Source organism: uncultured Polaribacter sp. (assembly GCF_947501385.1).
Lineage (GTDB): Bacteria > Bacteroidota > Bacteroidia > Flavobacteriales > Flavobacteriaceae > Polaribacter.
The window spans coordinates 123928-142489 of record NZ_CANMVP010000002.1; the positions used below are offsets into that span (position 1 = coordinate 123928).

Annotated in this window: 23 protein-coding genes; 14 read left to right on the plus strand and 9 right to left on the minus strand. The window is 30.2% G+C overall.

Annotation, left to right across the window (positions count from 1 at the left end; translation table 11 throughout):
* The first annotated feature begins 23 nt into the window (after positions 1–23).
* Positions 24–482: a hypothetical protein gene (locus Q0998_RS02005; protein ID WP_299665505.1), complete on the plus strand. Its 459-nt coding sequence runs from the start codon at positions 24–26 to the stop codon at positions 480–482.
* Here the strand turns inward: Q0998_RS02005 and Q0998_RS02010 are convergent.
* From Q0998_RS02010 to Q0998_RS02030, 5 genes are read right to left on the minus strand one after another with little or no spacing between them, the layout of a single operon-like run.
* The gene (locus tag Q0998_RS02010) at positions 471–1028 is read right to left on the minus strand and encodes a phosphatase PAP2 family protein (protein WP_299665508.1); all 558 of its coding nucleotides are present in this window, start codon (positions 1026–1028) and stop codon (positions 471–473) included. The genes Q0998_RS02005 and Q0998_RS02010 overlap by 12 nt on opposite strands.
* 1 nt (position 1029) lies before the next feature.
* On the minus strand, positions 1030–2184 hold the full coding sequence (locus tag Q0998_RS02015) for a peptidylprolyl isomerase (RefSeq protein ID WP_299665511.1): 1155 nt from the start codon (positions 2182–2184) through the stop codon (positions 1030–1032).
* Between the two features lies 1 nt (position 2185).
* Positions 2186–2914, minus strand: a complete 729-nt coding sequence (locus Q0998_RS02020) for an FKBP-type peptidyl-prolyl cis-trans isomerase (protein WP_299665514.1) — start codon at positions 2912–2914, stop codon at positions 2186–2188.
* 10 nt (positions 2915–2924) lie between these two features.
* The gene (gldI, locus tag Q0998_RS02025; RefSeq protein ID WP_299665517.1) at positions 2925–3458 is read right to left on the minus strand and encodes a gliding motility-associated peptidyl-prolyl isomerase GldI; all 534 of its coding nucleotides are present in this window, start codon (positions 3456–3458) and stop codon (positions 2925–2927) included.
* Positions 3448–4476, minus strand: a complete 1029-nt coding sequence (locus tag Q0998_RS02030) for a bifunctional oligoribonuclease/PAP phosphatase NrnA (protein ID WP_299665873.1) — start codon at positions 4474–4476, stop codon at positions 3448–3450. Before Q0998_RS02030 ends, gldI begins: the two co-directional genes overlap by 11 nt.
* A 167-nt stretch (positions 4477–4643) precedes the next feature.
* Here Q0998_RS02030 and Q0998_RS02035 point away from each other — a divergent pair, with 167 nt between their 5' ends.
* Both Q0998_RS02035 and Q0998_RS02040 read left to right on the plus strand, forming a co-directional pair.
* Positions 4644–5063, plus strand: a complete 420-nt coding sequence (locus Q0998_RS02035) for a nucleoside-diphosphate kinase (RefSeq protein ID WP_299665520.1) — start codon at positions 4644–4646, stop codon at positions 5061–5063.
* Between the two features lie 447 nt (positions 5064–5510).
* Complete coding sequence (locus tag Q0998_RS02040) at positions 5511–5684, plus strand: hypothetical protein (RefSeq protein ID WP_299665523.1); 174 nt, start codon at positions 5511–5513, stop codon at positions 5682–5684.
* A gap of 77 nt (positions 5685–5761) precedes the next feature.
* On the opposite strand, the gene Q0998_RS02045 is transcribed toward Q0998_RS02040, so the two are convergent.
* Positions 5762–6058: a DUF721 domain-containing protein gene (locus tag Q0998_RS02045; protein WP_299665526.1), complete on the minus strand. Its 297-nt coding sequence runs from the start codon at positions 6056–6058 to the stop codon at positions 5762–5764.
* A gap of 137 nt (positions 6059–6195) precedes the next feature.
* Positions 6196–7275, minus strand: a complete 1080-nt coding sequence (gene recF, locus Q0998_RS02050) for a DNA replication/repair protein RecF (protein WP_299665528.1) — start codon at positions 7273–7275, stop codon at positions 6196–6198.
* Between the two features lie 115 nt (positions 7276–7390).
* Here recF and Q0998_RS02055 point away from each other — a divergent pair, with 115 nt between their 5' ends.
* From Q0998_RS02055 to Q0998_RS02090, 8 genes are all read left to right on the plus strand, one after another.
* Complete coding sequence (locus Q0998_RS02055; RefSeq protein WP_299665875.1) at positions 7391–8161, plus strand: tetratricopeptide repeat protein; 771 nt, start codon at positions 7391–7393, stop codon at positions 8159–8161.
* Positions 8162–8235: 74 nt separating this feature from the next.
* On the plus strand, positions 8236–8742 hold the full coding sequence (ribH, locus tag Q0998_RS02060) for a 6,7-dimethyl-8-ribityllumazine synthase (protein WP_299665531.1): 507 nt from the start codon (positions 8236–8238) through the stop codon (positions 8740–8742).
* Between the two features lie 253 nt (positions 8743–8995).
* A complete protein-coding gene (locus Q0998_RS02065) occupies positions 8996–9271 on the plus strand; it encodes a riboflavin synthase subunit beta (protein ID WP_299665533.1) in 276 nt (91 codons plus the stop codon).
* Positions 9271–11085: a DNA mismatch repair endonuclease MutL gene (gene mutL, locus Q0998_RS02070; RefSeq protein ID WP_299665536.1), complete on the plus strand. Its 1815-nt coding sequence runs from the start codon at positions 9271–9273 to the stop codon at positions 11083–11085. Before Q0998_RS02065 ends, mutL begins: the two co-directional genes overlap by 1 nt.
* Before the next feature lie 3 nt (positions 11086–11088).
* Entirely contained in the window at positions 11089–11820 is a 732-nt protein-coding gene (locus Q0998_RS02075; RefSeq protein WP_299665539.1) for a rhomboid family intramembrane serine protease, read from the plus strand.
* Entirely contained in the window at positions 11820–12674 is an 855-nt protein-coding gene (locus Q0998_RS02080; protein ID WP_299665541.1) for a rhomboid family intramembrane serine protease, read from the plus strand. The genes Q0998_RS02075 and Q0998_RS02080 overlap by 1 nt, the downstream gene beginning before the upstream one ends.
* The gene (locus Q0998_RS02085; RefSeq protein ID WP_299665543.1) at positions 12675–13685 is read left to right on the plus strand and encodes an endonuclease/exonuclease/phosphatase family protein; all 1011 of its coding nucleotides are present in this window, start codon (positions 12675–12677) and stop codon (positions 13683–13685) included.
* A gap of 36 nt (positions 13686–13721) precedes the next feature.
* Positions 13722–14864, plus strand: a complete 1143-nt coding sequence (locus Q0998_RS02090; RefSeq protein ID WP_299665546.1) for a geranylgeranyl reductase family protein — start codon at positions 13722–13724, stop codon at positions 14862–14864.
* Here Q0998_RS02090 and Q0998_RS02095 read toward each other — a convergent pair.
* Positions 14861–15184, minus strand: a complete 324-nt coding sequence (locus tag Q0998_RS02095) for an antibiotic biosynthesis monooxygenase (RefSeq protein WP_299665549.1) — start codon at positions 15182–15184, stop codon at positions 14861–14863. The genes Q0998_RS02090 and Q0998_RS02095 overlap by 4 nt on opposite strands.
* A complete protein-coding gene (locus Q0998_RS02100; protein WP_299665552.1) occupies positions 15181–15678 on the minus strand; it encodes a GNAT family N-acetyltransferase in 498 nt (165 codons plus the stop codon). Before Q0998_RS02100 ends, Q0998_RS02095 begins: the two co-directional genes overlap by 4 nt.
* A 124-nt stretch (positions 15679–15802) precedes the next feature.
* On the opposite strand from Q0998_RS02100, the gene mtaB reads away from it, so the two are divergent.
* From mtaB to Q0998_RS02115, 3 genes are read left to right on the plus strand one after another with little or no spacing between them, the layout of a single operon-like run.
* A complete protein-coding gene (gene mtaB / locus Q0998_RS02105) occupies positions 15803–17137 on the plus strand; it encodes a tRNA (N(6)-L-threonylcarbamoyladenosine(37)-C(2))-methylthiotransferase MtaB (protein WP_299665555.1) in 1335 nt (444 codons plus the stop codon).
* 10 nt (positions 17138–17147) lie between these two features.
* A complete protein-coding gene (locus Q0998_RS02110; protein ID WP_299665557.1) occupies positions 17148–17888 on the plus strand; it encodes a DUF6438 domain-containing protein in 741 nt (246 codons plus the stop codon).
* Positions 17889–17890: 2 nt separating this feature from the next.
* The gene (locus Q0998_RS02115) at positions 17891–18550 is read left to right on the plus strand and encodes an alpha/beta hydrolase (RefSeq protein WP_299665560.1); all 660 of its coding nucleotides are present in this window, start codon (positions 17891–17893) and stop codon (positions 18548–18550) included.
* The last annotated feature ends 12 nt before the right edge of the window (positions 18551–18562 follow it).

An 18562-nucleotide genomic window follows, 5' to 3' on the forward strand; every position in this document is an offset into this window, starting at 1 on the left:
CTTTTGGAGACCATAACACTCCAATGAAAAAAACAGCATTATTTTCAAAAGAGCACGATTTAAATATTCTATTACAACATGTTCCGTTGATTATTTATGCTCCTAAATTTATACACCCTAAATTAATTCAAAAGAATGGAAAACTGATTGATCTTTTTCCGACGCTGATTCATCTTGCAAAAGTGAATCCTACAAATTACACTTTAGGAACTGATTTATTAGACACCAACTATATAAATATAGCATCTTTTGTGTACTTAAAAATTAACGGAGAACCTGCAGCTGGTTTATTACAAGACAGTTTATACTATTCTAAAAACAATAGCACCAATGGTAGTGGAGTGTATCATTTAAATGAAAAGAGCTTGGTAGATATAAAAGCAAAACTCCCTTTAAAAACAAAGGAAATGGATCGCTTATTGGAAGCCTATTATCATACTACAAAATACTTGTACTTCAATAATAAAAAGTTAGTTGAATGATATTTTATCTATCTTTTTGTAAAGTGTAAAATATAGATTCCCAAAAATGGTTCCTACGGTTAAGCCTACAAAAATATCAATCGGAAAATGAACCCCTAAATACAACCTACTGTAAGCAAAGATTGCTGGAAAGAATAGTATTAAATAAATATACTTGTACTTTCCTTTTAACAATAATGTGGTGTATACTGTAAAAAAAGTAGAAGTTGTTGCATGCCCAGACATAAAACTATAGCTCTGAGGTCTTATTAAAGTTCTTAAGAGGTTTTTAATTTCAGGATCATTATTGGGCCTTAATCTTTGGGTAGTGTTCTTAATTAGATTTGTAAATTGATCAGAAAATGCAACCAATACAATTAAAGACAATATCATAAAACCACCGCGTTTCCAACCAAATGATTTTATAATTAGAAAAACAATTAAAATGAACAAAGGAGCCCAATTGAATTGGTGTGTTACCGCCAACCAAAACGGGTCCCAGTGTTCATTTCCTAAATTATTTAATAAAATAAGTAACTCTTTATCTTTCTGAATGATATCTAACAAACTATTTACCTACTTTTAAAATTTCTACCTCAAAAACTAAATCAGCTTTTGCTGGAAAAGGACCATTTTTTTCTTCACCAAAACCAATATAATAAGGAATAAACAATCTTGCTTTTTCACCTTCTCTAAGTCTTAAAACACCTTCTTTAAAACCCGTTATCATTGGTCTCGCTTTATCGTCTAGCTGACAAACTAAAGGCTGTCCGCCATCTTCTGTAGATTGAATTTTTTTACCATCAGCAACATAAATCGTATAATTTACTGATAATGGTTTATTCGCTACAACCTTTTTGCCTTTCGTTTCTTTCAATTTTAAAATACGTAAGCCAGAATCTGTTTTTAAAGCGTTTCCTTCATTCATTTCTGCTAAGAAAGCTTTTTTATCTTCTAAATATTTAGCATATCTTCTTTCTTCTGCTTGCTTTTCTTGTTTAATTTCGTCTTCTTTAGATTTGTTAAAATTTGCAACTTCTCTATCAAAAATGGCAGCTGCATTAAAATCTTCTGCTTTAGAACCTATTCTAATAATTTTAATTGTTTCTATGGTATCGTTCTGAACAATTCTATTTACAATTGCCATTCTTGTAGAATCTATTGCTTTTTTTAATTGTAGAGAATCAGAATATCTTTTCTTTAACTTTTTGAACACTTTAGAATTTACAATTGTTTTACCAAAAACACTGTGTTTACCATCTAAATGTGGTATTGCTCTGTGTGTGATAAAAAACTGACTATTGTTTGTTGTTGGTCCTCCATTTGCCATAGAAAGCACACCTTGATCATCATGTTTATAAATGATATTTCCTAAGCTATCTTTTGGAAATTCATCACCAAACAAAAAACCAGGCTTTTTTCTTCCTTCGGGTGTAAAACCACCACCTTGAATTACAAAATTAGGCACTACTCTATGAAAAATAATGCCTTCATAAAAATTTTCACCTTTCAAAGAATCTGGAAGTCTATTGTTTGTACCTTCAACCAAAGCAACAAAATTTGCTACGGTTTTGGGTACATCATCTGCATATAGTTCTAATAAAATGCTTCCTTTATTAGTTGTTATTTCTGCATACAAACCTTCTTCTAGATCTTTATATGCTGTTGGTGTACAAGATAAAAGTAAAGCAATTATTAAGAATAGATAGAAAAATTTTTGCATGTTATTTTTCAAGAATATCTAAAATTTCAACTTCAAACATTAAAGCTGAAAATGGTTTGATATCTGCACCTCTTTGTTGTGCACCATATGCAATGTCTTGAGGAATAAAAAACTTGAATTTAGAACCTTCTTTCATTAACTGTAAACCTTCTGTAAAACCAGGAATAAATTGATTTGCTAAAGACTCATAAGGCGTGTTTTTCTCTACGGTACTATCAAAAACCTTACCTTCGATATTTGTACCATGGTAATGAATTTTAATCTTATCTGTCGCTTTTACGAAATCTCCTTTTCCTTCTTTTAAAACGATGTACTGTAAACCACTTTCTGTAGTTTTTACGCCTTCTTTCGTTTTATTTTCAGCTAAAAAATCTTCACCGGCTTTTTTGTTATCGCCAAATTTTAATTCTGCCTCTTTTGCAGCTTTTTCTTGCTGTTCTTTCATTTTAGCCATTTGTTTCTTTTGAAAAAATGAGCTCAAAACTTTCTGAATTTCTTTCGATTCAATTAATAAATTAGTAGAATCTAAACCATTTCTAATTCCTTGCGCTAAAAGATCTTTGTTTACTTCTTCGAAGTTAGATTTTAACTGAGCAGACATACTTAAACCTACTGCATAACTTACAGAGTCTAATTCTGTTTCTAACGATTTTACTTCTTTTACTTGATTTCCGCAAGAAAACATACTTACTGTAATTACTACTGCTACTAAACTTTTAATACTCTTCATTTTGTTTAATTTAATTTATATTTAATAATGTTACTGTACTCTTTATGGTTTGATTGATTCCTATTTTATTTCCATCTCCAGAAATACCAAAAGCATTGTAGGATGGAATGACAAATGTAATCGTTTCTCCTATTTTCATCAACTTTATTCCTTTCTGAATTCCAGAAATAAAATCTTCTCTGTCTATTTTATATTTTTTTATACCCAATTCCTCTTTACTATAGATGATTGAATCGTTTAAATCTCTTATGTCATATTGCAAAGTTACTTCGTCTCCAATTTTTGGTGAACTTATATTTTCTTCAACTTTAGTAGTATAATAATACCAAAAACCATTATTAGAAGCAATATATTTTTTTGTGGAATCTCTTTTTAGATGTTGAAGAATGTTTATTTCTTCTAACTGTATTAATTTCTTAGAGGCTTCAATAGTTGTTTGAAAAATAGTTGTTGAAGGTTTTGGATTGATAGGTCTTCTCGGTTGAGAAGTTGAGCAACTTACCAAAACTAAAATTCCTAAGATAAAAAACAGCTTATGCTTCATAAGACGAATTTAATTCATTTTTATATTTTGGCAAAAGCGCTTTAAATGTTTCTATAATTTCTTCTATAGAACCTTCAAACCTACCTCCTGCAGCATTGTCATGTCCGCCCCCATTAAAATGATTTCTTGCAAATTGGTTTACAGAGAATTTTCCTTTAGATCGAAAAGAAATTTTAATAATATTTTGCTCTACATCTTCAATAAAAATAGCTGCAAAAACAATTTCTTTTAAAGAAAGTGCGTAGTTTACAACACCTTCTGTATCTCCTTTTTGGAAATCGAACTTTTTCTTTTCAGCTTCTGTTAGTGTGATAAATGCTGTTTTATATTCTGGAAATATTTGTAAATTACTTAAAGCTTGCCCTAACAATAACAACCTTCCATAAGAATTTGCATCATATACATTGTTATGAATTTTGTCGTTTTGAGCACCTCTATCAATTAAATCGGCAATAATTCTATGTGTTTTACTGGTGGTAGATCTAAACCGGAAAGAACCTGTGTCTGTCATAATGCCCGTATACAGACAAGTTGCTATGTCTTCATCAATCAAATCTAAATCGTTATTCATTTCAATAAATTGATACACCATTTGACAAGTAGAACAAATTTCAACATCAGAATACATGTATTTTACATTATCTGGCTGTTGATGATGATCTATCATTGCAAATTCGTTCGAATAATTCTCTAAGGTTTTCTGCATGTCATGACCTACTCTATGCAATGCATTAAAATCTAATAAAAAAATGATATCAGAATTCTTAATTGCTTTTTGAGATTGAGTATTTTGCCAATCGAAACGATAGGTACTCTCAGAACCGGGCAACCAATGTAAAAAATCGGGATATTCATTAGGTACCACAACAGTTGTGCTGTGCCCTTTTTTAGAAAAATAGTGTTTTAAACCCAAGGTTGACCCCATAGCATCTCCATCAGGATTTCTATGTCCTACAATTACGATGTTTCTTGATTTGCTAAGAAACGTATTTAATTCGTCGAATCCTTTTAAAATCATAGTTCGCGAAGATACAATTTTATAGTATTTGGTAAAATTAATTTTATTCTCTTTTATAACCAACTGATTTTTACTGTCATTGAACATAAAACCACGAATTACAAGAGATTGTTCACTTGTTTTTAATAATAAAAGATGTATTTTTGCCAAAATTTTAAAAAAATAAAATGGCAACAAATAGAACATTTACAATGATTAAACCAGATGGTGTTGAAAACGGACATACTGGTGCTATATTAGATAAAATTAATGCTGCAGGTTTTAGAATTGTAGCTTTAAAGAAAACACAAATGACAACAGCGGATGCTGAAACTTTTTATGCTGTGCATAATGAGCGTCCGTTTTTTGGTGAGTTGGTAGCATTTATGACTCGCGGACCTGTGGTAGCTGCCATTTTAGAAAAAGACAATGCTGTAGAAGATTTTAGAACTTTAATTGGTGCTACAAATCCTGCAGATGCTGCTGAAGGAACTATTAGAAAATTATATGCAACTTCTATGGGAGAAAATGCTGTACATGGTTCTGATTCTGATGAAAATGCTACTATTGAAGGAAACTTTCACTTTTCTGGAAGAGAGCAATTTTAAAGATTCTTAGGCTACACTATATTTAGTAAAAACTCGCAACGAAAGTTGCGAGTTTTTTATTTGAGAAAATATTTATTGAATCATTTTAGTTTGTTTCTGAATTTATTTTCATATAATTTCGCTAAAGATTAATATAGTTTATTTAAAAAAATGTGTCTGTGCTAGGTTATCACTAATACAAAAAAAGATTATGCTATAATTTAAGTATCTTGCATAAAGAAAATAAAATGGAAAATTTGGTGATATCTAAATAAAGTACTAAAAAAGTATTTTGGCTATTTAACTTAGATAACAGCTCCAAAAAAAGTCTAATTATCAAATTGACCAAATCTATGGAGCCCAAATCGAAAAAAGCATTGGTGCTTGGGAAGACGATAAAACTTCAGACAATATCATCAGCGAAATTAAAGCTTCAAGAGTTATGAAGCGTGATAATACGCGTTTAGGATGAAGTATTTATTGGATACGAATATTTATATTCACCTTTTTCGTGGAAAATTCAATCTGATAGAGAAATTTCAAGAAATCAATTTAGACGATTGTGTAATTTCAGAAATTACTTTTCCAAACTGTGGACATAAAAAAGTAGAAAATATGCCAACAAACGCTAGCCAGTTTTAGTGCTAAATCGAAATATTAGTTTATAGAATCCGCTACTTTTCAAGATATACAAGACCCTTAGCGAAATATCAAATCAACTATACCAACATCAATTTAGTCACTACTTCCTCTCCTATTTCTTCATTCATTAATTTAATAATTTTATCTTTTCCATAGCTCAATTCTTCTCGTAGCACTGAAGAATTTAATTGAATCACTAAAGTTTTGTTTTGTAGTTTTACAGAAGTGGTGTGTGTTGCCACGCCTGGGCCCATCATCTGATTCCAAATTTCTTCAATTTTTATTTTCTGCATTCCTTTTGTTAAATTATTTTCTTTGATAAAAAGTTGCATTAAATCTTTTACTGAAAAGGAATCGTTTTCTCTTTTGGACATTATTTTGTTTCGCTTTTAGCTTTGGCAATTTGCCTTTTGCTAGTTATTGGTTAGTTGTCATTGCGAAGTTTTTGATAAAAAACTGTGGCAATCTCATTATTAATTAACAGATTACTTCGTCATTCTTCGTAATGACATTACAATTTAAAAATCTGATAGGGTTTATTACTTTTTTTAACGATATTTTCTGTTCTTTCTGAATGTGTATCTGTAATAAATATTTGACCAAATTCATCATTATTCACCAAGTTTATAATTTGTGATACACGATTTTCGTCTAATTTATCAAAAATATCATCCAATAACAAGATAGGAATCACATGAGATTGTTTTTTTATAAATTCAAACTGCGCAAATTTTAAAGCAATTAAATACGATTTTTGTTGTCCTTGAGAACCAAATTTTTTGATAGGGTATTCGCCAATATCAAAACTTAAATCGTCTTTATGAATTCCTGATGTGGTGTATTGTAAAATCTTATCTTTTTCTAATGATTTTTGTAATAAATCTTTCATAGAAAAATCATGCAATTGACTTTTATATAACAGATTCACATGTTCTTTGTCATCAGAAATTACTTGATATTTTTCATTAAAGATAGGAATAAATGCGGCAAGAAATGTTTTTCTAACTTCATATATTCTTGCGCCGTATTCAGAGAGCTGGTCATCATAAACGCTTAAATTTAAAGCATCAAAAGTTCTGTTGGCTGCAAAATACTTTAACAACGCATTTCTTTGACTCAATACCTTATTATATGCCAATAAATCTTTTAAATAGGTTTTGTTTTGCTGAGAAATTACGCCATCAATAAATTTTCTTCGAGTATCACTTCCTTCTGTAACCAAATCTCTATCTGCTGGAGAAATAATAACCAATGGCAATTGCCCAATATGTTCAGAAAACTTCTCGTAACTTTTTCCGTTTCTTTTTAAAACCTTTTTTTGTCCTTTTTTTAAACTACAAACAATTTTTTCATTTCTATCATTCAAATAGTAGTCTCCTTCCACCATAAAAAAAGCTTCACCATGTCTAATATTCTGAATTGCGACCGAATTGAAATAACTTTTTGCGAAAGACAAGTAATAAATAGCATCTAAAACATTGGTTTTACCTACGCCATTATCACCCACAAAACAATTTATCTTCTGCTGAAAATCAAAAGTTTGCGACTCAATATTCTTAAAATTAACCAAAGAAAGTTTCTGTAAATACATAAATAAAATATGTTCTTAAAAATGAATTGCAAATTATTGAAAATTTTGCGAATTATCTCCTTTTAAAATCCAATTAAAAAAACTATTTTTGTCGCCACTAATTTTTAATGAAACAATGGCAACATACAAGAAGAAATATAAACCAGAAGGCAAGAAAGAACAACAAGAATTTGATGAATCTGAATTCGAAACTGCTGGTGTATTAAATACTTTAGACGAAACTGCTTCGAAGTCTGAACAATGGATCGAGAAAAACAGCAAACCATTATTCTTAGCTTTAGTAGGAATAGTTGTACTATTTTTAGCATACTTGGGTTACAATAAATACGTTGTAGAACCAAACGAAATAGAAGCTTCTAACGAATTGGCCTTTCCAAGAAAATATTTTGACGAAGCTGCAACAGCGGGTTCAGGAATAGATTCTTTATTAACTTTAGGTTTAGAAGGTGCTGATGGTAAATATGGTTTCTTAGACATTGCAGATGCTTACAGTAGCACAAATGCTGGTAATTTAGCAAACTATTATGCTGGGGTTTCTTATTTACAAATGAAAAAATACGACAAAGCAATAGAGCATTTAGAAAAATTTAATTCTGATGATGAAATGTTAGGTCCTGTTGCTTTAGGTGCTGTTGGTGATGCTTTTGCAGATATCGACCAACCAGAGCAAGCTTTAGAATACTATGAAAAAGCAGCAAACAAAAAGAATAACGACTTTACAACACCTTTATTTTTGTACAAAGCAGGACAAACGGCAATGCAATTAAATAAGTTTGACAAAGCAGCTTCTTTATTTACAAAAATAAAAGACAACTACCCAACGTCAGATCAAGGTAGAGATGTCGAGAAGTTTATAAATGCAGCTAAATTCGCAACAAATAAGTAGGCAATAAAGCAGTAGCAGTTTGCAGTTAAATGCTGACTGAATACTGAAGACTGCCAACTGAATACTTTAGAAAAATGGCAACAACTAATTTATCTTATTACGATAAAACAACAATCCCAAATGCGAAGTCTTTTCGATTTGGGATTGTGGTTTCTGAATGGAATCCAGAAATTACAAAGAATCTTCAAAAAGGGGCAATTGACACTTTTATTGATTGCGGTGCAAAAAAAGAAAATATCATTTCTTGGGATGTTCCAGGAAGTTTCGAACTTGTTTTTGGTTGCAAAAAGATGATTCAAACTGAAAATCTAGATGCAATTATTGCCATCGGCAATGTAATTCAAGGAGAAACAAAACATTTCGATTTTGTTTGTGAAGGTGTAACGCAAGGCATCGTAGATTTAAATATCAAATTCGATATTCCAGTAATCTTTTGTGTTTTAACAGACAATACCAGACAACAATCTTTAGATAGATCTGGAGGTAAATTGGGCAATAAAGGAATTGAATGCGCTATTGCAGCTGTAAAAATGGCAGCACTTAAAAATTTAGGAAGAACTAAAGAAAACATTGGGTTTTAAGAAAATCAATTATAAAGTCTATTTTGTTCGTCCAAAGCTTCGGAAGAGAGCTTTAAATTAGGTTTCTTCCGAAGCTTCAGAACGCTCAACCAGCCATTTTGAAAATAAATAAAAATTATCTCCTAAATTTAAGAACACTTTTAACATCAATTTTAGGCAATTTCCTTTAAATTCTTTAAATTTGAAAAGCTTTTACAATTGGTATGAATATTGATTTATTCTAAAAAAATAGCCACCAATTATTTCTAAAATTATGGGATTTTTAAAACGTACAAATAAAAAATTTGATTACCAACCTCGCTACTATAAAGGCGAAGGAAGCCCCTATAAAATTGAGCATACACTAGATAAATATAGAAAAACTGCAGGAAAAAACAAAGGACTTAAAGGAAAGTTTGGTGATGCTTTTGACGAGTTAAAAAATCCTGACAAAAGCGTTAACAAAACCCTTTTAATCATTATAGCTGTCTTGGTATTGATGTTTCTTTATATCATCGATTTCGATTTATCTATATTCACAAAAAATTAATGTCTGATATTATACAACTTTTACCAGATCATGTGGCAAACCAAATTGCTGCAGGAGAAGTGGTACAACGTCCTGCCTCTGTTGTAAAAGAATTGCTAGAAAATGCAATTGATGCAGGTGCAACTCATATAAAATTATTAGTAAAAGATGCAGGTAAAACGCTTATTCAAGTAATTGATGATGGCAAAGGTATGAGTACTACAGATGCTAGAATGTGTTTTGAGCGCCATGCAACCTCTAAAATTAAAAAAGCAGAAGATTTATTCAATTTACATACAAAAGGTTTTCGTGGTGAAGCTTTGGCGTCTATCGCGGCAATTGCACATGTAGAGCTAAAAACAAAACCCATAGCAGAAGAGTTAGGAACCTGTATTAAAATTGAAGGTAGTAAAGTAATTTCTCAAGAGTTTATTTCTACAGGAGAAGGTACAAGTTTGGCCATAAAAAACTTATTCTACAACATTCCTGCGAGAAGAAATTTCTTAAAATCAGATACTGTAGAAACTCGCCATATTATTGATGAATTTCAGCGTGTTGCATTGGCACATCCAGATATTTCTTTTCTGCTACATCATAATAACAACGAAGTTTATCATCTAAAAAAAGGAAACTTCAGACAAAGAATTGTTGCTATTTTTGGTTCTAAAATGAATGAAAAATTAGTACCTATTCAAGAAAATACAGACATTGTTTCTATTGAAGGTTTTGTAGCTAAACCAGAATTTTCTAAAAGAAAAAGAGGCGAACAATTCTTTTTTGTAAACAATAGATTTATAAAAAGTTCTTATCTAAATCATGCAGTAGTGAGTGCTTTTGATGGTTTGTTAGAACAGGGCGCGCATCCCTCCTATTTTTTATATTTAACCGTTCCCGCGAATACAATAGATATCAACATTCATCCAACGAAAACAGAAATTAAGTTTGATAATGAAAAAGCCTTGTATGCCATGTTGCGTGCAACTGTAAAACATAGTTTAGGCCAATACAATGTGGCACCTGTCTTAGATTTTAACCGAGATGCCAATTTAGATACACCGTATCATTTTAAATCGAATGCTACAACAGCAACTGTTCCTAAAATTTCTGTAGATCCAGATTTTAATCCTTTTAAAGAAGAACAACAGAAAGAAAACAGTTTTTCATTTAAAAGAGAAAAACAAACGCAAAGTTGGGAATCTTTGTATACTGCTACAGATGCTATCGATTTAAAACCAAGTGAAACTTTATTTGAACATCAACAAGAAGAAAAAACACAGAAAACATTTCAAATTCAGCGTAAATATGTGATGAGTTTGATAAAATCTGGTGTGGTTTTAATCAATCAATCTTTGGCGCATCAAAGAGTTTTGTACGAACAATTTTTAGAAAGTATTACCGTTAAAGAAGCCAATAGTCAGCAATTATTATTTCCGGTAAAAATCTCTTTTTCTTCCGCAGAAATAGAAATGATTTACACAATTAAAACAGAATTAGAAAATGCTGGTTTTTCTTTTGATAAATTTACAAAAGACAGCGTTACCATAAAAGGAATTCCTGTTTCTGTAACGGAGAGTAAAATCACCATTATTTTAGAAGAATTGTTAAATGATATTAATTTAGAAGTACCAGATGCAAGTTTTAGCCATTTTGATATTATGGCAAAATCTTTTGCAAAAACACTTTCTATAAAAACAGGGACTTTGCTATCTGAAAAAGAACAAGAAAGTTTGGTGAATAATTTATTCTCTTGCAAAGAACCTACTATTTCACCATTTGGAAAGGCAACTTTTAAAACACTAACACTAAACCAAATAGACAATCTGTTTAATAGTTAATATATGAACAAACTTACAGACGGTATAAAACATCTGATTATTATCAATGTAATTTTATTTGTAGCACCACAATTGTTACAAATAGATATTACGAATATTATGGCATTGCATTTTCCTAAAAATGAAAATTTTGGCATTTGGCAATATATCACGCACATGTTTATGCATGGTAGTTTTGGTCACATTCTATTTAATATGTATGGTTTGTGGGCTTTTGGAACACCTTTAGAACAAATGTGGGGAAAGAAAAAATTTCTATTTTTCTATTTTTCAGCCGGTATTGGAGCAGGTCTTATTTATACTTTGGTAAACTATTATCAATTTAATGGAGTGTACGAACTTTTTGTAAGCGCAGGTTTAAATCCTTCTGAAATATTAACCGTTTTAGAAAAAGGCAGTACCAATGATGCAAGAGTTGTAAATGCAATATCACAAGAGCAGTTTAATAAAATAACAATGCTTTATAATACACCAGCAGTAGGTGCTTCTGGAGCCGTTTATGGTATTTTAGTTGCCTTTGGCTTGTTTTTTAAAGATGCAAAGTTAGCTTTGATATTTTTCCCAGTTCCTATCGCTGCAAAATACTTTATTCCTATTATGATTTTAGGTGATTTATTTTTTGGAATGACAAAATACTCCATTGGGAATATTGCCCATTTTGCGCATATTGGAGGTGCCTTGATTGGTTTTATAATTGCTTATTATTGGAAAAGAAATCAATTTAAAACAAATTAATGAGTTTTATAGACAACATAAAATCTAAATATATCACGGGTACTATTATAGAAAAATTTATCTATATAAATATTGGTGTTTTTGCGCTTACCATCTTCATTAAAGTTTTAGGAGGTTTGTACAACGGAGAACAGAATTTCTTAATGGAATGGTTTTCTTTAGATGACAATTTACATGAATTGCTAACAAAACCTTGGTCTATAATTTCCTACGGTTTTTTACATGCAGGTTTTGTTCACTTAATTTTTAATATGATGGCCTTGTATTTTATTGGAAATCTTTTTATTCAATATTTTACACAGAAGCAAGCTTTAAACTTCTATATTTTAGGAACTTTATTTGGTGGGGTTTTTTATCTACTAAGTCAAAATTATTTTCCGCTTTTTGACGGAATGAACACTACTTTGGTGGGAGCTTCTGCAGGAATATCTGCAATTATTATGGGTATAACTACGTATATGCCGAATTATCAAATTAAAATACCTTTGCTTGGCTTTGTAAAATTATGGCACATTACTGCTGTTTGGTTGGCATTCGACTTTATAGGTCTTATCGGACCAAATGCCGGTGGTAGTTTTTCTCATTTAGGTGGAAGCTTGTTTGGCTTTCTATATGTAAACCAAGCGAGTAATAAAAAAATAAACTTTTTAGACCTTTTTTCTTCATTTTTTAAAAGAAAAGAAAAACCTTTAAAGACAGTCCATAAATCAGCAAAAAGAAAACAAAACACAGTAAAGAATACTGCCCCTAATCAGGAACAAATAGATGCTATTTTAGATAAAATTAGCAAATCTGGCTATGACACGCTTACAAAGTCAGAAAAAGAGTTTCTATTTAAACAAGGGAAAAGATAAATGAAGAAACTTTCATTTTTAGACAAAATTCTGTATTTGGTAAATTCATTAATGGCTACCTTGCTATTATTGACATATCTGCTTCCGTATATTTCTCCAAAAACGATTGCTAGTTTTGCTATTTTAAGTCTTTTCGCGCCTTTTTTATTACTTATTAATATGGCTTTTACAATTTACTGGCTTATAAAATTAAAAAAACAATTTATACTTTCTTTTAGCATCTTAGTTATTGGTTGGTTATTTGTTACTCCTTTTTATAAAATATCTGGTAATAATTCTTCTTTTAATTCAGATTTAAAAGTAATGAGCTACAACGTTAAGGCATTTGATTTATTCACTCAAAAGCAGGATACTACAAAAATGCAAAACGGCTTCGATTTTATTACTGCCAAACAACCAGATATTTTAATGTTACAAGAATATTACCAGTCTAATAAAATAGACCTCTCCTTTCCTTATAGATTTATAAAGCTAAAATCTAATAATGGTAAATTTGGATTGGCAATCTATTCTAAATACAAGATTATAAATTCTGGCTCTTTAGATTTAAACAGTTCTGGTAATAACATTATTTACGCAGATATTTTAAAAGAAAAAGATACCATAAGAGTTTACAACGTACATTTCGAATCTTTAAGAATTAAGCCGAATGAAGAGAATTTCGGACAAGAAAATTCAGAAATATTAGTAAAAAGAATTTCTACGGCATTTAGAAAACAAGCCGCACAAACTGAACTATTTTTAGATCACGAAAAACAATGGAAAGGTAAAAAAATTGTTTGTGGAGATTTTAATAACACAGCTTATTCTTGGATGTACCATGAAATTTCTAAAAATAAAAAAGACGCTTTTATAGAAGCTGGTAAAGGTTTTGGTAAAACATTTAATTACTGGTTTCCGTTGCGAATAGATTTTATTTTAACGGATGAAAACGCTATTATAAATCAGTTTGTAACCTATTCAGAAAAACATTCAGACCACTTCCCTATTCAGGCGAAAATTAACTGGTAAGTTTCTTATATTCGTACAAAAATTATCAAACTCTTTATGACACATTTTGATGTTGCTATTATTGGTAGTGGTCCTTCTGGAGCTTCTACAGCTTTTTATTTAGGTCAAAAAGGCATTTCTACTGTAATCATAGAAAAAGAATCCTTACCACGTTATAAAACTTGTGGTGGAGGTTTTGTGAACAGAGGTAGAAAAAATATGCCTTTTGAAATTGCAGCTGTAATAGAACGTGAGTTTTTTAAAGTAGATAGTTATTTTAATGATGGTAAAATTCATTATCATTCTTCTAAAGAAGAGCCAATAATTACGATGATTATGCGCGATGCTTTTGATAATTTAATTGTTGAAAAAGCGAAAGAATTTGGAGTAACGCTTTTAGAAAATCATAAGTTATTAAATTTAGAATTTAAAGAAAAACATACAATTTTAAAGACTTCTCAAGGAACTATTACTGCGGATTTTGTAATTGCTGCAGATGGTGTTTTAAGCACTACAGCTAAGATGGCTGGTTGGCTAGAAGAAACGAGAAAATTAATTCCTGCTTTAGAATATGAAGTTGAAGTCTCTAAGGCAGATTTTGAACGTTTGTCTAAAAGTGTGCGATTTGACATTGATGCAGTTCCTTATGGATATGCTTGGAGTTTCCCCAAGAAAAATCATTTATCTTTAGGTGTTTTAACGACTAAAAAAGGAAAGATCAATTTAAAGGACTATTATAAAAAATACCTTAAAACTTTAGGAATTACAAACATCATAAAAGAAGATGCGCATGGTTTTCAAATTCCTATTGCTCCAAGAACAGATGGATTCGTAAAAAACAATGTGTTTTTAATTGGTGATGCTGCTGGTTTTGCAGAACCAATAACTGCAGAAGGAATTTCTAACGCAATTTTAAGTGGTAAATATGTTGCCGAAGCGATTATAGAAAGTAATCTCGATCCAATTTTAGCAGAAAGAAAATATCTAGAAAAACTAAATATAAAATTATTACCAGAATTAAAATCGGGCGTACTTTTATCAAAGTATTTTTACAATAACAATGCTGTTAGAAATGTAATATTAAAAAAATACGGGCAAGTTTTTAGTGATTTAATGGTCGCTATTTTACATGGAGACCGACCTTTTCCTACAAATGTTTCAAAAAAACTAAAAGCAAAAATAAAAGAAGCCATATTTTAAGATGTTTTCTCAAATCCATATTCACGCTCTACTTTACAAATACGAAGTTGGTATTTTTGATACCATTTTTCTCTTCCTAAATTTCTAACTTTTGTATGTTCTATATTATTTTTCCAAGCAGTAATAGCCTCTAAACTTTCCCAATAAGAAATTGTGATGCCAATTTCATTTCTTGCTGTTTCTATTCCTAAATATCCTTTTTGAAGTTTTGCTAGTGCTTCCATTCTTTCAGCTGTCTCAGCATAATTCTCTAAATTATTAGTTAAAATAGTAGAAAATATAACCGCATAATAAGGTGGTTTTAAAAAATCAACAATCATAATATTATCTCGTATTTTGTTTCTGGTAATTGGATATCTTCGCTCATAAAATGTTTTACTTTTTTAAAATTCAATCGTTCTAATATTTTTGCTGACGCTTTGTTTTCATCAACTACATAAGCGATTAGTTTTGTTTTTCCTATCTGCTTACAATAAGAAATTAATCCTTTACAAATCTCTAAACCATAACCATTTCCCCAATATTTCTTTAAAAAACGATAGCCAATTTCATCTTCCATTCCGTCTTTAACCAAAGCAACAGTTCCTAAAAAGGTAGCATCCGATTTTCTTTTTACTGCATAAATCCAAAAATTATTATCCTTTATATTGTATTTAGAAACAATAGCATTTAAATCTATACGACTCTCTTCTAAATTTTTAATAGTTCCTGTGGCAAATTTTAAAACCTCAGGATCACTTTCCAACTTATAAAAGTCATCCAAATCTTTTAAAATTAGTTTCGTAATTAGTAGTCTTTCGGTTCTAAATATCATAAATAATAACTTACTTTTGCAGACGCTATACTGTCTCAGACAGCATTTGTAAATATAATATATCAACTTTAAAAAATGATGAACTCATTTAAAGTTTCTATTTTTAATTATACAGATAAAAAAAATGAAGAAAGAAAATAAGGTTGCTTTTTATACCCTAGGATGCAAATTAAATTTCTCTGAAACTTCTACGATTGCTAGAAACTTTGTGAGCGAAGGCTTTGAGCGCGTAGAATTTGATGAAATGGCAGATATTTATGTGATAAATACCTGCTCTGTAACAGAGAATGCAGATAAGCGCTTTAAATCTATCGTTAAAAATGCACTCAAAAAAAATGAAGATGCATTTTTAATAGCAGTGGGTTGTTATGCGCAATTAAAACCAGAAGAATTGGCCAATGTAGATGGTGTTGATTTAGTATTAGGCGCAACAGAAAAATTTAATGTTACCAGTTATATCAACGATTTAACTAAAAACGATACTGGTAAAATTCACTCTTGCGAAATTTCTGATGCCGATTTTTATGTAGGTTCTTACTCTATAGGAGACAGAACTCGTGCTTTTTTAAAAGTACAAGACGGCTGTGATTACAAATGTACCTATTGCACAATTCCGTTAGCAAGAGGAATCTCAAGAAGCGATACTTTACAAAACGTTTTAGATAATGCCAAAGAAATTTCTTCTAAAGGCATTAAAGAAATTGTTTTAACTGGTGTAAATATTGGCGATTATGGTAAAGGCGAATTTGGAAATAAAAAACACGAACATACTTTTTTAGAACTGGTAAAAGAGTTGGATAAGGTAGACGGAATTCATCGATTACGTATTTCTTCTATAGAACCTAATTTATTAAAAGATGAAACCATCGATTTTGTCTCTAAATCTTCTTCTTTTGTCCCACATTTTCATATTCCACTGCAATCTGGTAGCGACGAATTACTCAAAAAAATGAAACGCAGGTATTTATCAAATACCTACACAAATAGAGTTTCAAAAATTAAAGAGTTAATGCCAAACGCTTGTATTGGTGTAGATGTTATTGTTGGTTTTCCTGGTGAAACAGAAGCACTTTTCTTAGAAACTTATAATTATCTAACTCATTTAGATATTTCCTATTTACATGTTTTCACCTATTCAGAAAGACCAAATACAGAAGCGGTAGCTATGAGTGGCATTGTTCCTAAAAATATAAGAGCAAAACGCAGTAAAATGTTACGAGGTTTGTCTGCTAAAAAAAGACGTGCTTTTTATGAATCTCAATTGGGTAATACGCTAACAGTTTTATTTGAAAGTGAAAATAAAGAAGGGTTTATTCATGGCTTTACAGAAAATTATGTAAAAGTAAAAACACCTTGGAACCCTAATTTAGTAAATACTTTACATACCATTTGCTTAACTGAAATTGACGAAGATGGTCTGGTTCGATTTCAATTTGCAGCATCTAAAGTAGCCATTTAAAAAATAGATTATGAAATTATATTTCCTTTTATTCTTTTTAGTAGTTCTTACTTGTAGCCAAAGTAAGAATGAACCATCCGTAAAAAACTCAAAAAAAAATGAACTTATCATTGAGGATTTAGATGCTTTAAAGGAAAATAATTTTAAAGAATTAATTTTGGTATTAAAAAATCCTAAAGAAATTAGTGATATTAAAGAAATCCTCATAGAAAATAATTTAACAATAAGTAATTTAATTGCAAATAAAAAAACATACAAAGCTGCAATTATTAGTGTTCCATCAGATAATTTTGATTTTTGGAACAATAAATTAAAAAAAACAAATTTGTTTTCTACGATTACATTAAATACGGAAGCTGTTTTAAACAGCGTTAAAAACCTGGCAGAAAACACATTAATTAACGTAATTAAAACTTCGTGTTTTGGAGATTGTCCTGTTTTTGAAGTCACATTTTTTAAAAACGGAGAAGTACAGTTTTTTGGCAAGGAATTTGTACTTGTTGAAGGAGCGACTACTTTTACCTTAGAAAAAAGTGAATTAAAGAAGTTGAATGACATGTTTGAAAAAACGATGTTCAAAGATTTTGAAGATGCTAAAGAAACAGACGCTGTTAAAGATTTCTCAGACACATTTATTACTTACAATGATGAGCAAATAAAAATAATACTTTGGAGAAACATTCCTGATGAAATAGCGTATGCTTATGATTATATTGAAGAATTATTATTGAAAGAAAAACTAATAGAATAAAAATGAAAAAAACCCCCATTTATTTCGTTCCAGGCTTAGCCGCTAGTCCCAGAATTTTTGAAAATTTAGAATTAGATCCAGAAAAATACACTTTCCATTATTTAGAATGGATAAGGCCTCTTGCTGTAGAAGAAGATATTGATAATTATGCGTGTAGACTAAGTGATGATATTACTGAAGAAAACCCGGTATTAATTGGAGTTTCATTTGGTGGCATCATGGCGCAAGAATTAGCGAAATTTGTAAATCCTAAAAAGGTCATCATCATCTCTAGCGTTAAGAACCAAAACGAGCTTCCAAAAAGATTCAGATTTGCAAAGTTTACTAAAATCTATAGAATTTTCCCAACCATAGTTGTAGAGAATTTTGAAGAATATGCTTGTTTCTTTTTAGGGAAATCTTTAAAGAAAAAGGCTGAATTGTATCAGAAATACCTTTCTGTAAGAAGTAAAAAATATTTAAAATGGTCTATTTTTAATATCATACAATGGGAACAAATGAAACCTGTTGAAAATATTGTTCATATTCATGGTTCAAAAGATACTGTTTTCCCTATAAAAAATATTAAAAACACCATAGAAGTTGATGGTGGTACTCATATTATGATACTAACCAAAGCCAAAAAGATTTCAAAAATTATTGATGAAGTTTTAACTTGTTAATACAAAGTTGTC

Excerpts from the sequence above, each read along its gene's own strand:
- Q0998_RS02005 (WP_299665505.1), top strand. The coding sequence starts at position 24 with ATGAAAAAAACAGCATTATTTTCAAAAGAGCACGATTTAAATATTCTA.
- Q0998_RS02015 (WP_299665511.1), bottom strand. The coding sequence starts at position 2,184 with ATGCAAAAATTTTTCTATCTATTCTTAATAATTGCTTTACTTTTATCT.
- Q0998_RS02020 (WP_299665514.1), bottom strand. The coding sequence starts at position 2,914 with ATGAAGAGTATTAAAAGTTTAGTAGCAGTAGTAATTACAGTAAGTATG.
- gldI (WP_299665517.1), bottom strand. The coding sequence starts at position 3,458 with ATGAAGCATAAGCTGTTTTTTATCTTAGGAATTTTAGTTTTGGTAAGT.
- Q0998_RS02030 (WP_299665873.1), bottom strand. The coding sequence starts at position 4,476 with ATGATTTTAAAAGGATTCGACGAATTAAATACGTTTCTTAGCAAATCA.
- Q0998_RS02035 (WP_299665520.1), top strand. The coding sequence starts at position 4,644 with ATGGCAACAAATAGAACATTTACAATGATTAAACCAGATGGTGTTGAA.
- Q0998_RS02040 (WP_299665523.1), top strand. The coding sequence starts at position 5,511 with ATGAAGTATTTATTGGATACGAATATTTATATTCACCTTTTTCGTGGA.
- Q0998_RS02045 (WP_299665526.1), bottom strand. The coding sequence starts at position 6,058 with ATGTCCAAAAGAGAAAACGATTCCTTTTCAGTAAAAGATTTAATGCAA.
- recF (WP_299665528.1), bottom strand. The coding sequence starts at position 7,275 with ATGTATTTACAGAAACTTTCTTTGGTTAATTTTAAGAATATTGAGTCG.
- Q0998_RS02055 (WP_299665875.1), top strand. The coding sequence starts at position 7,391 with ATGGCAACATACAAGAAGAAATATAAACCAGAAGGCAAGAAAGAACAA.
- ribH (WP_299665531.1), top strand. The coding sequence starts at position 8,236 with ATGGCAACAACTAATTTATCTTATTACGATAAAACAACAATCCCAAAT.
- Q0998_RS02065 (WP_299665533.1), top strand. The coding sequence starts at position 8,996 with ATGGGATTTTTAAAACGTACAAATAAAAAATTTGATTACCAACCTCGC.
- mutL (WP_299665536.1), top strand. The coding sequence starts at position 9,271 with ATGTCTGATATTATACAACTTTTACCAGATCATGTGGCAAACCAAATT.
- Q0998_RS02075 (WP_299665539.1), top strand. The coding sequence starts at position 11,089 with ATGAACAAACTTACAGACGGTATAAAACATCTGATTATTATCAATGTA.
- Q0998_RS02080 (WP_299665541.1), top strand. The coding sequence starts at position 11,820 with ATGAGTTTTATAGACAACATAAAATCTAAATATATCACGGGTACTATT.
- Q0998_RS02085 (WP_299665543.1), top strand. The coding sequence starts at position 12,675 with ATGAAGAAACTTTCATTTTTAGACAAAATTCTGTATTTGGTAAATTCA.
- Q0998_RS02090 (WP_299665546.1), top strand. The coding sequence starts at position 13,722 with ATGACACATTTTGATGTTGCTATTATTGGTAGTGGTCCTTCTGGAGCT.
- Q0998_RS02095 (WP_299665549.1), bottom strand. The coding sequence starts at position 15,184 with ATGATTGTTGATTTTTTAAAACCACCTTATTATGCGGTTATATTTTCT.
- Q0998_RS02100 (WP_299665552.1), bottom strand. The coding sequence starts at position 15,678 with ATGATATTTAGAACCGAAAGACTACTAATTACGAAACTAATTTTAAAA.
- mtaB (WP_299665555.1), top strand. The coding sequence starts at position 15,803 with ATGAAGAAAGAAAATAAGGTTGCTTTTTATACCCTAGGATGCAAATTA.
- Q0998_RS02110 (WP_299665557.1), top strand. The coding sequence starts at position 17,148 with ATGAAATTATATTTCCTTTTATTCTTTTTAGTAGTTCTTACTTGTAGC.
- Q0998_RS02115 (WP_299665560.1), top strand. The coding sequence starts at position 17,891 with ATGAAAAAAACCCCCATTTATTTCGTTCCAGGCTTAGCCGCTAGTCCC.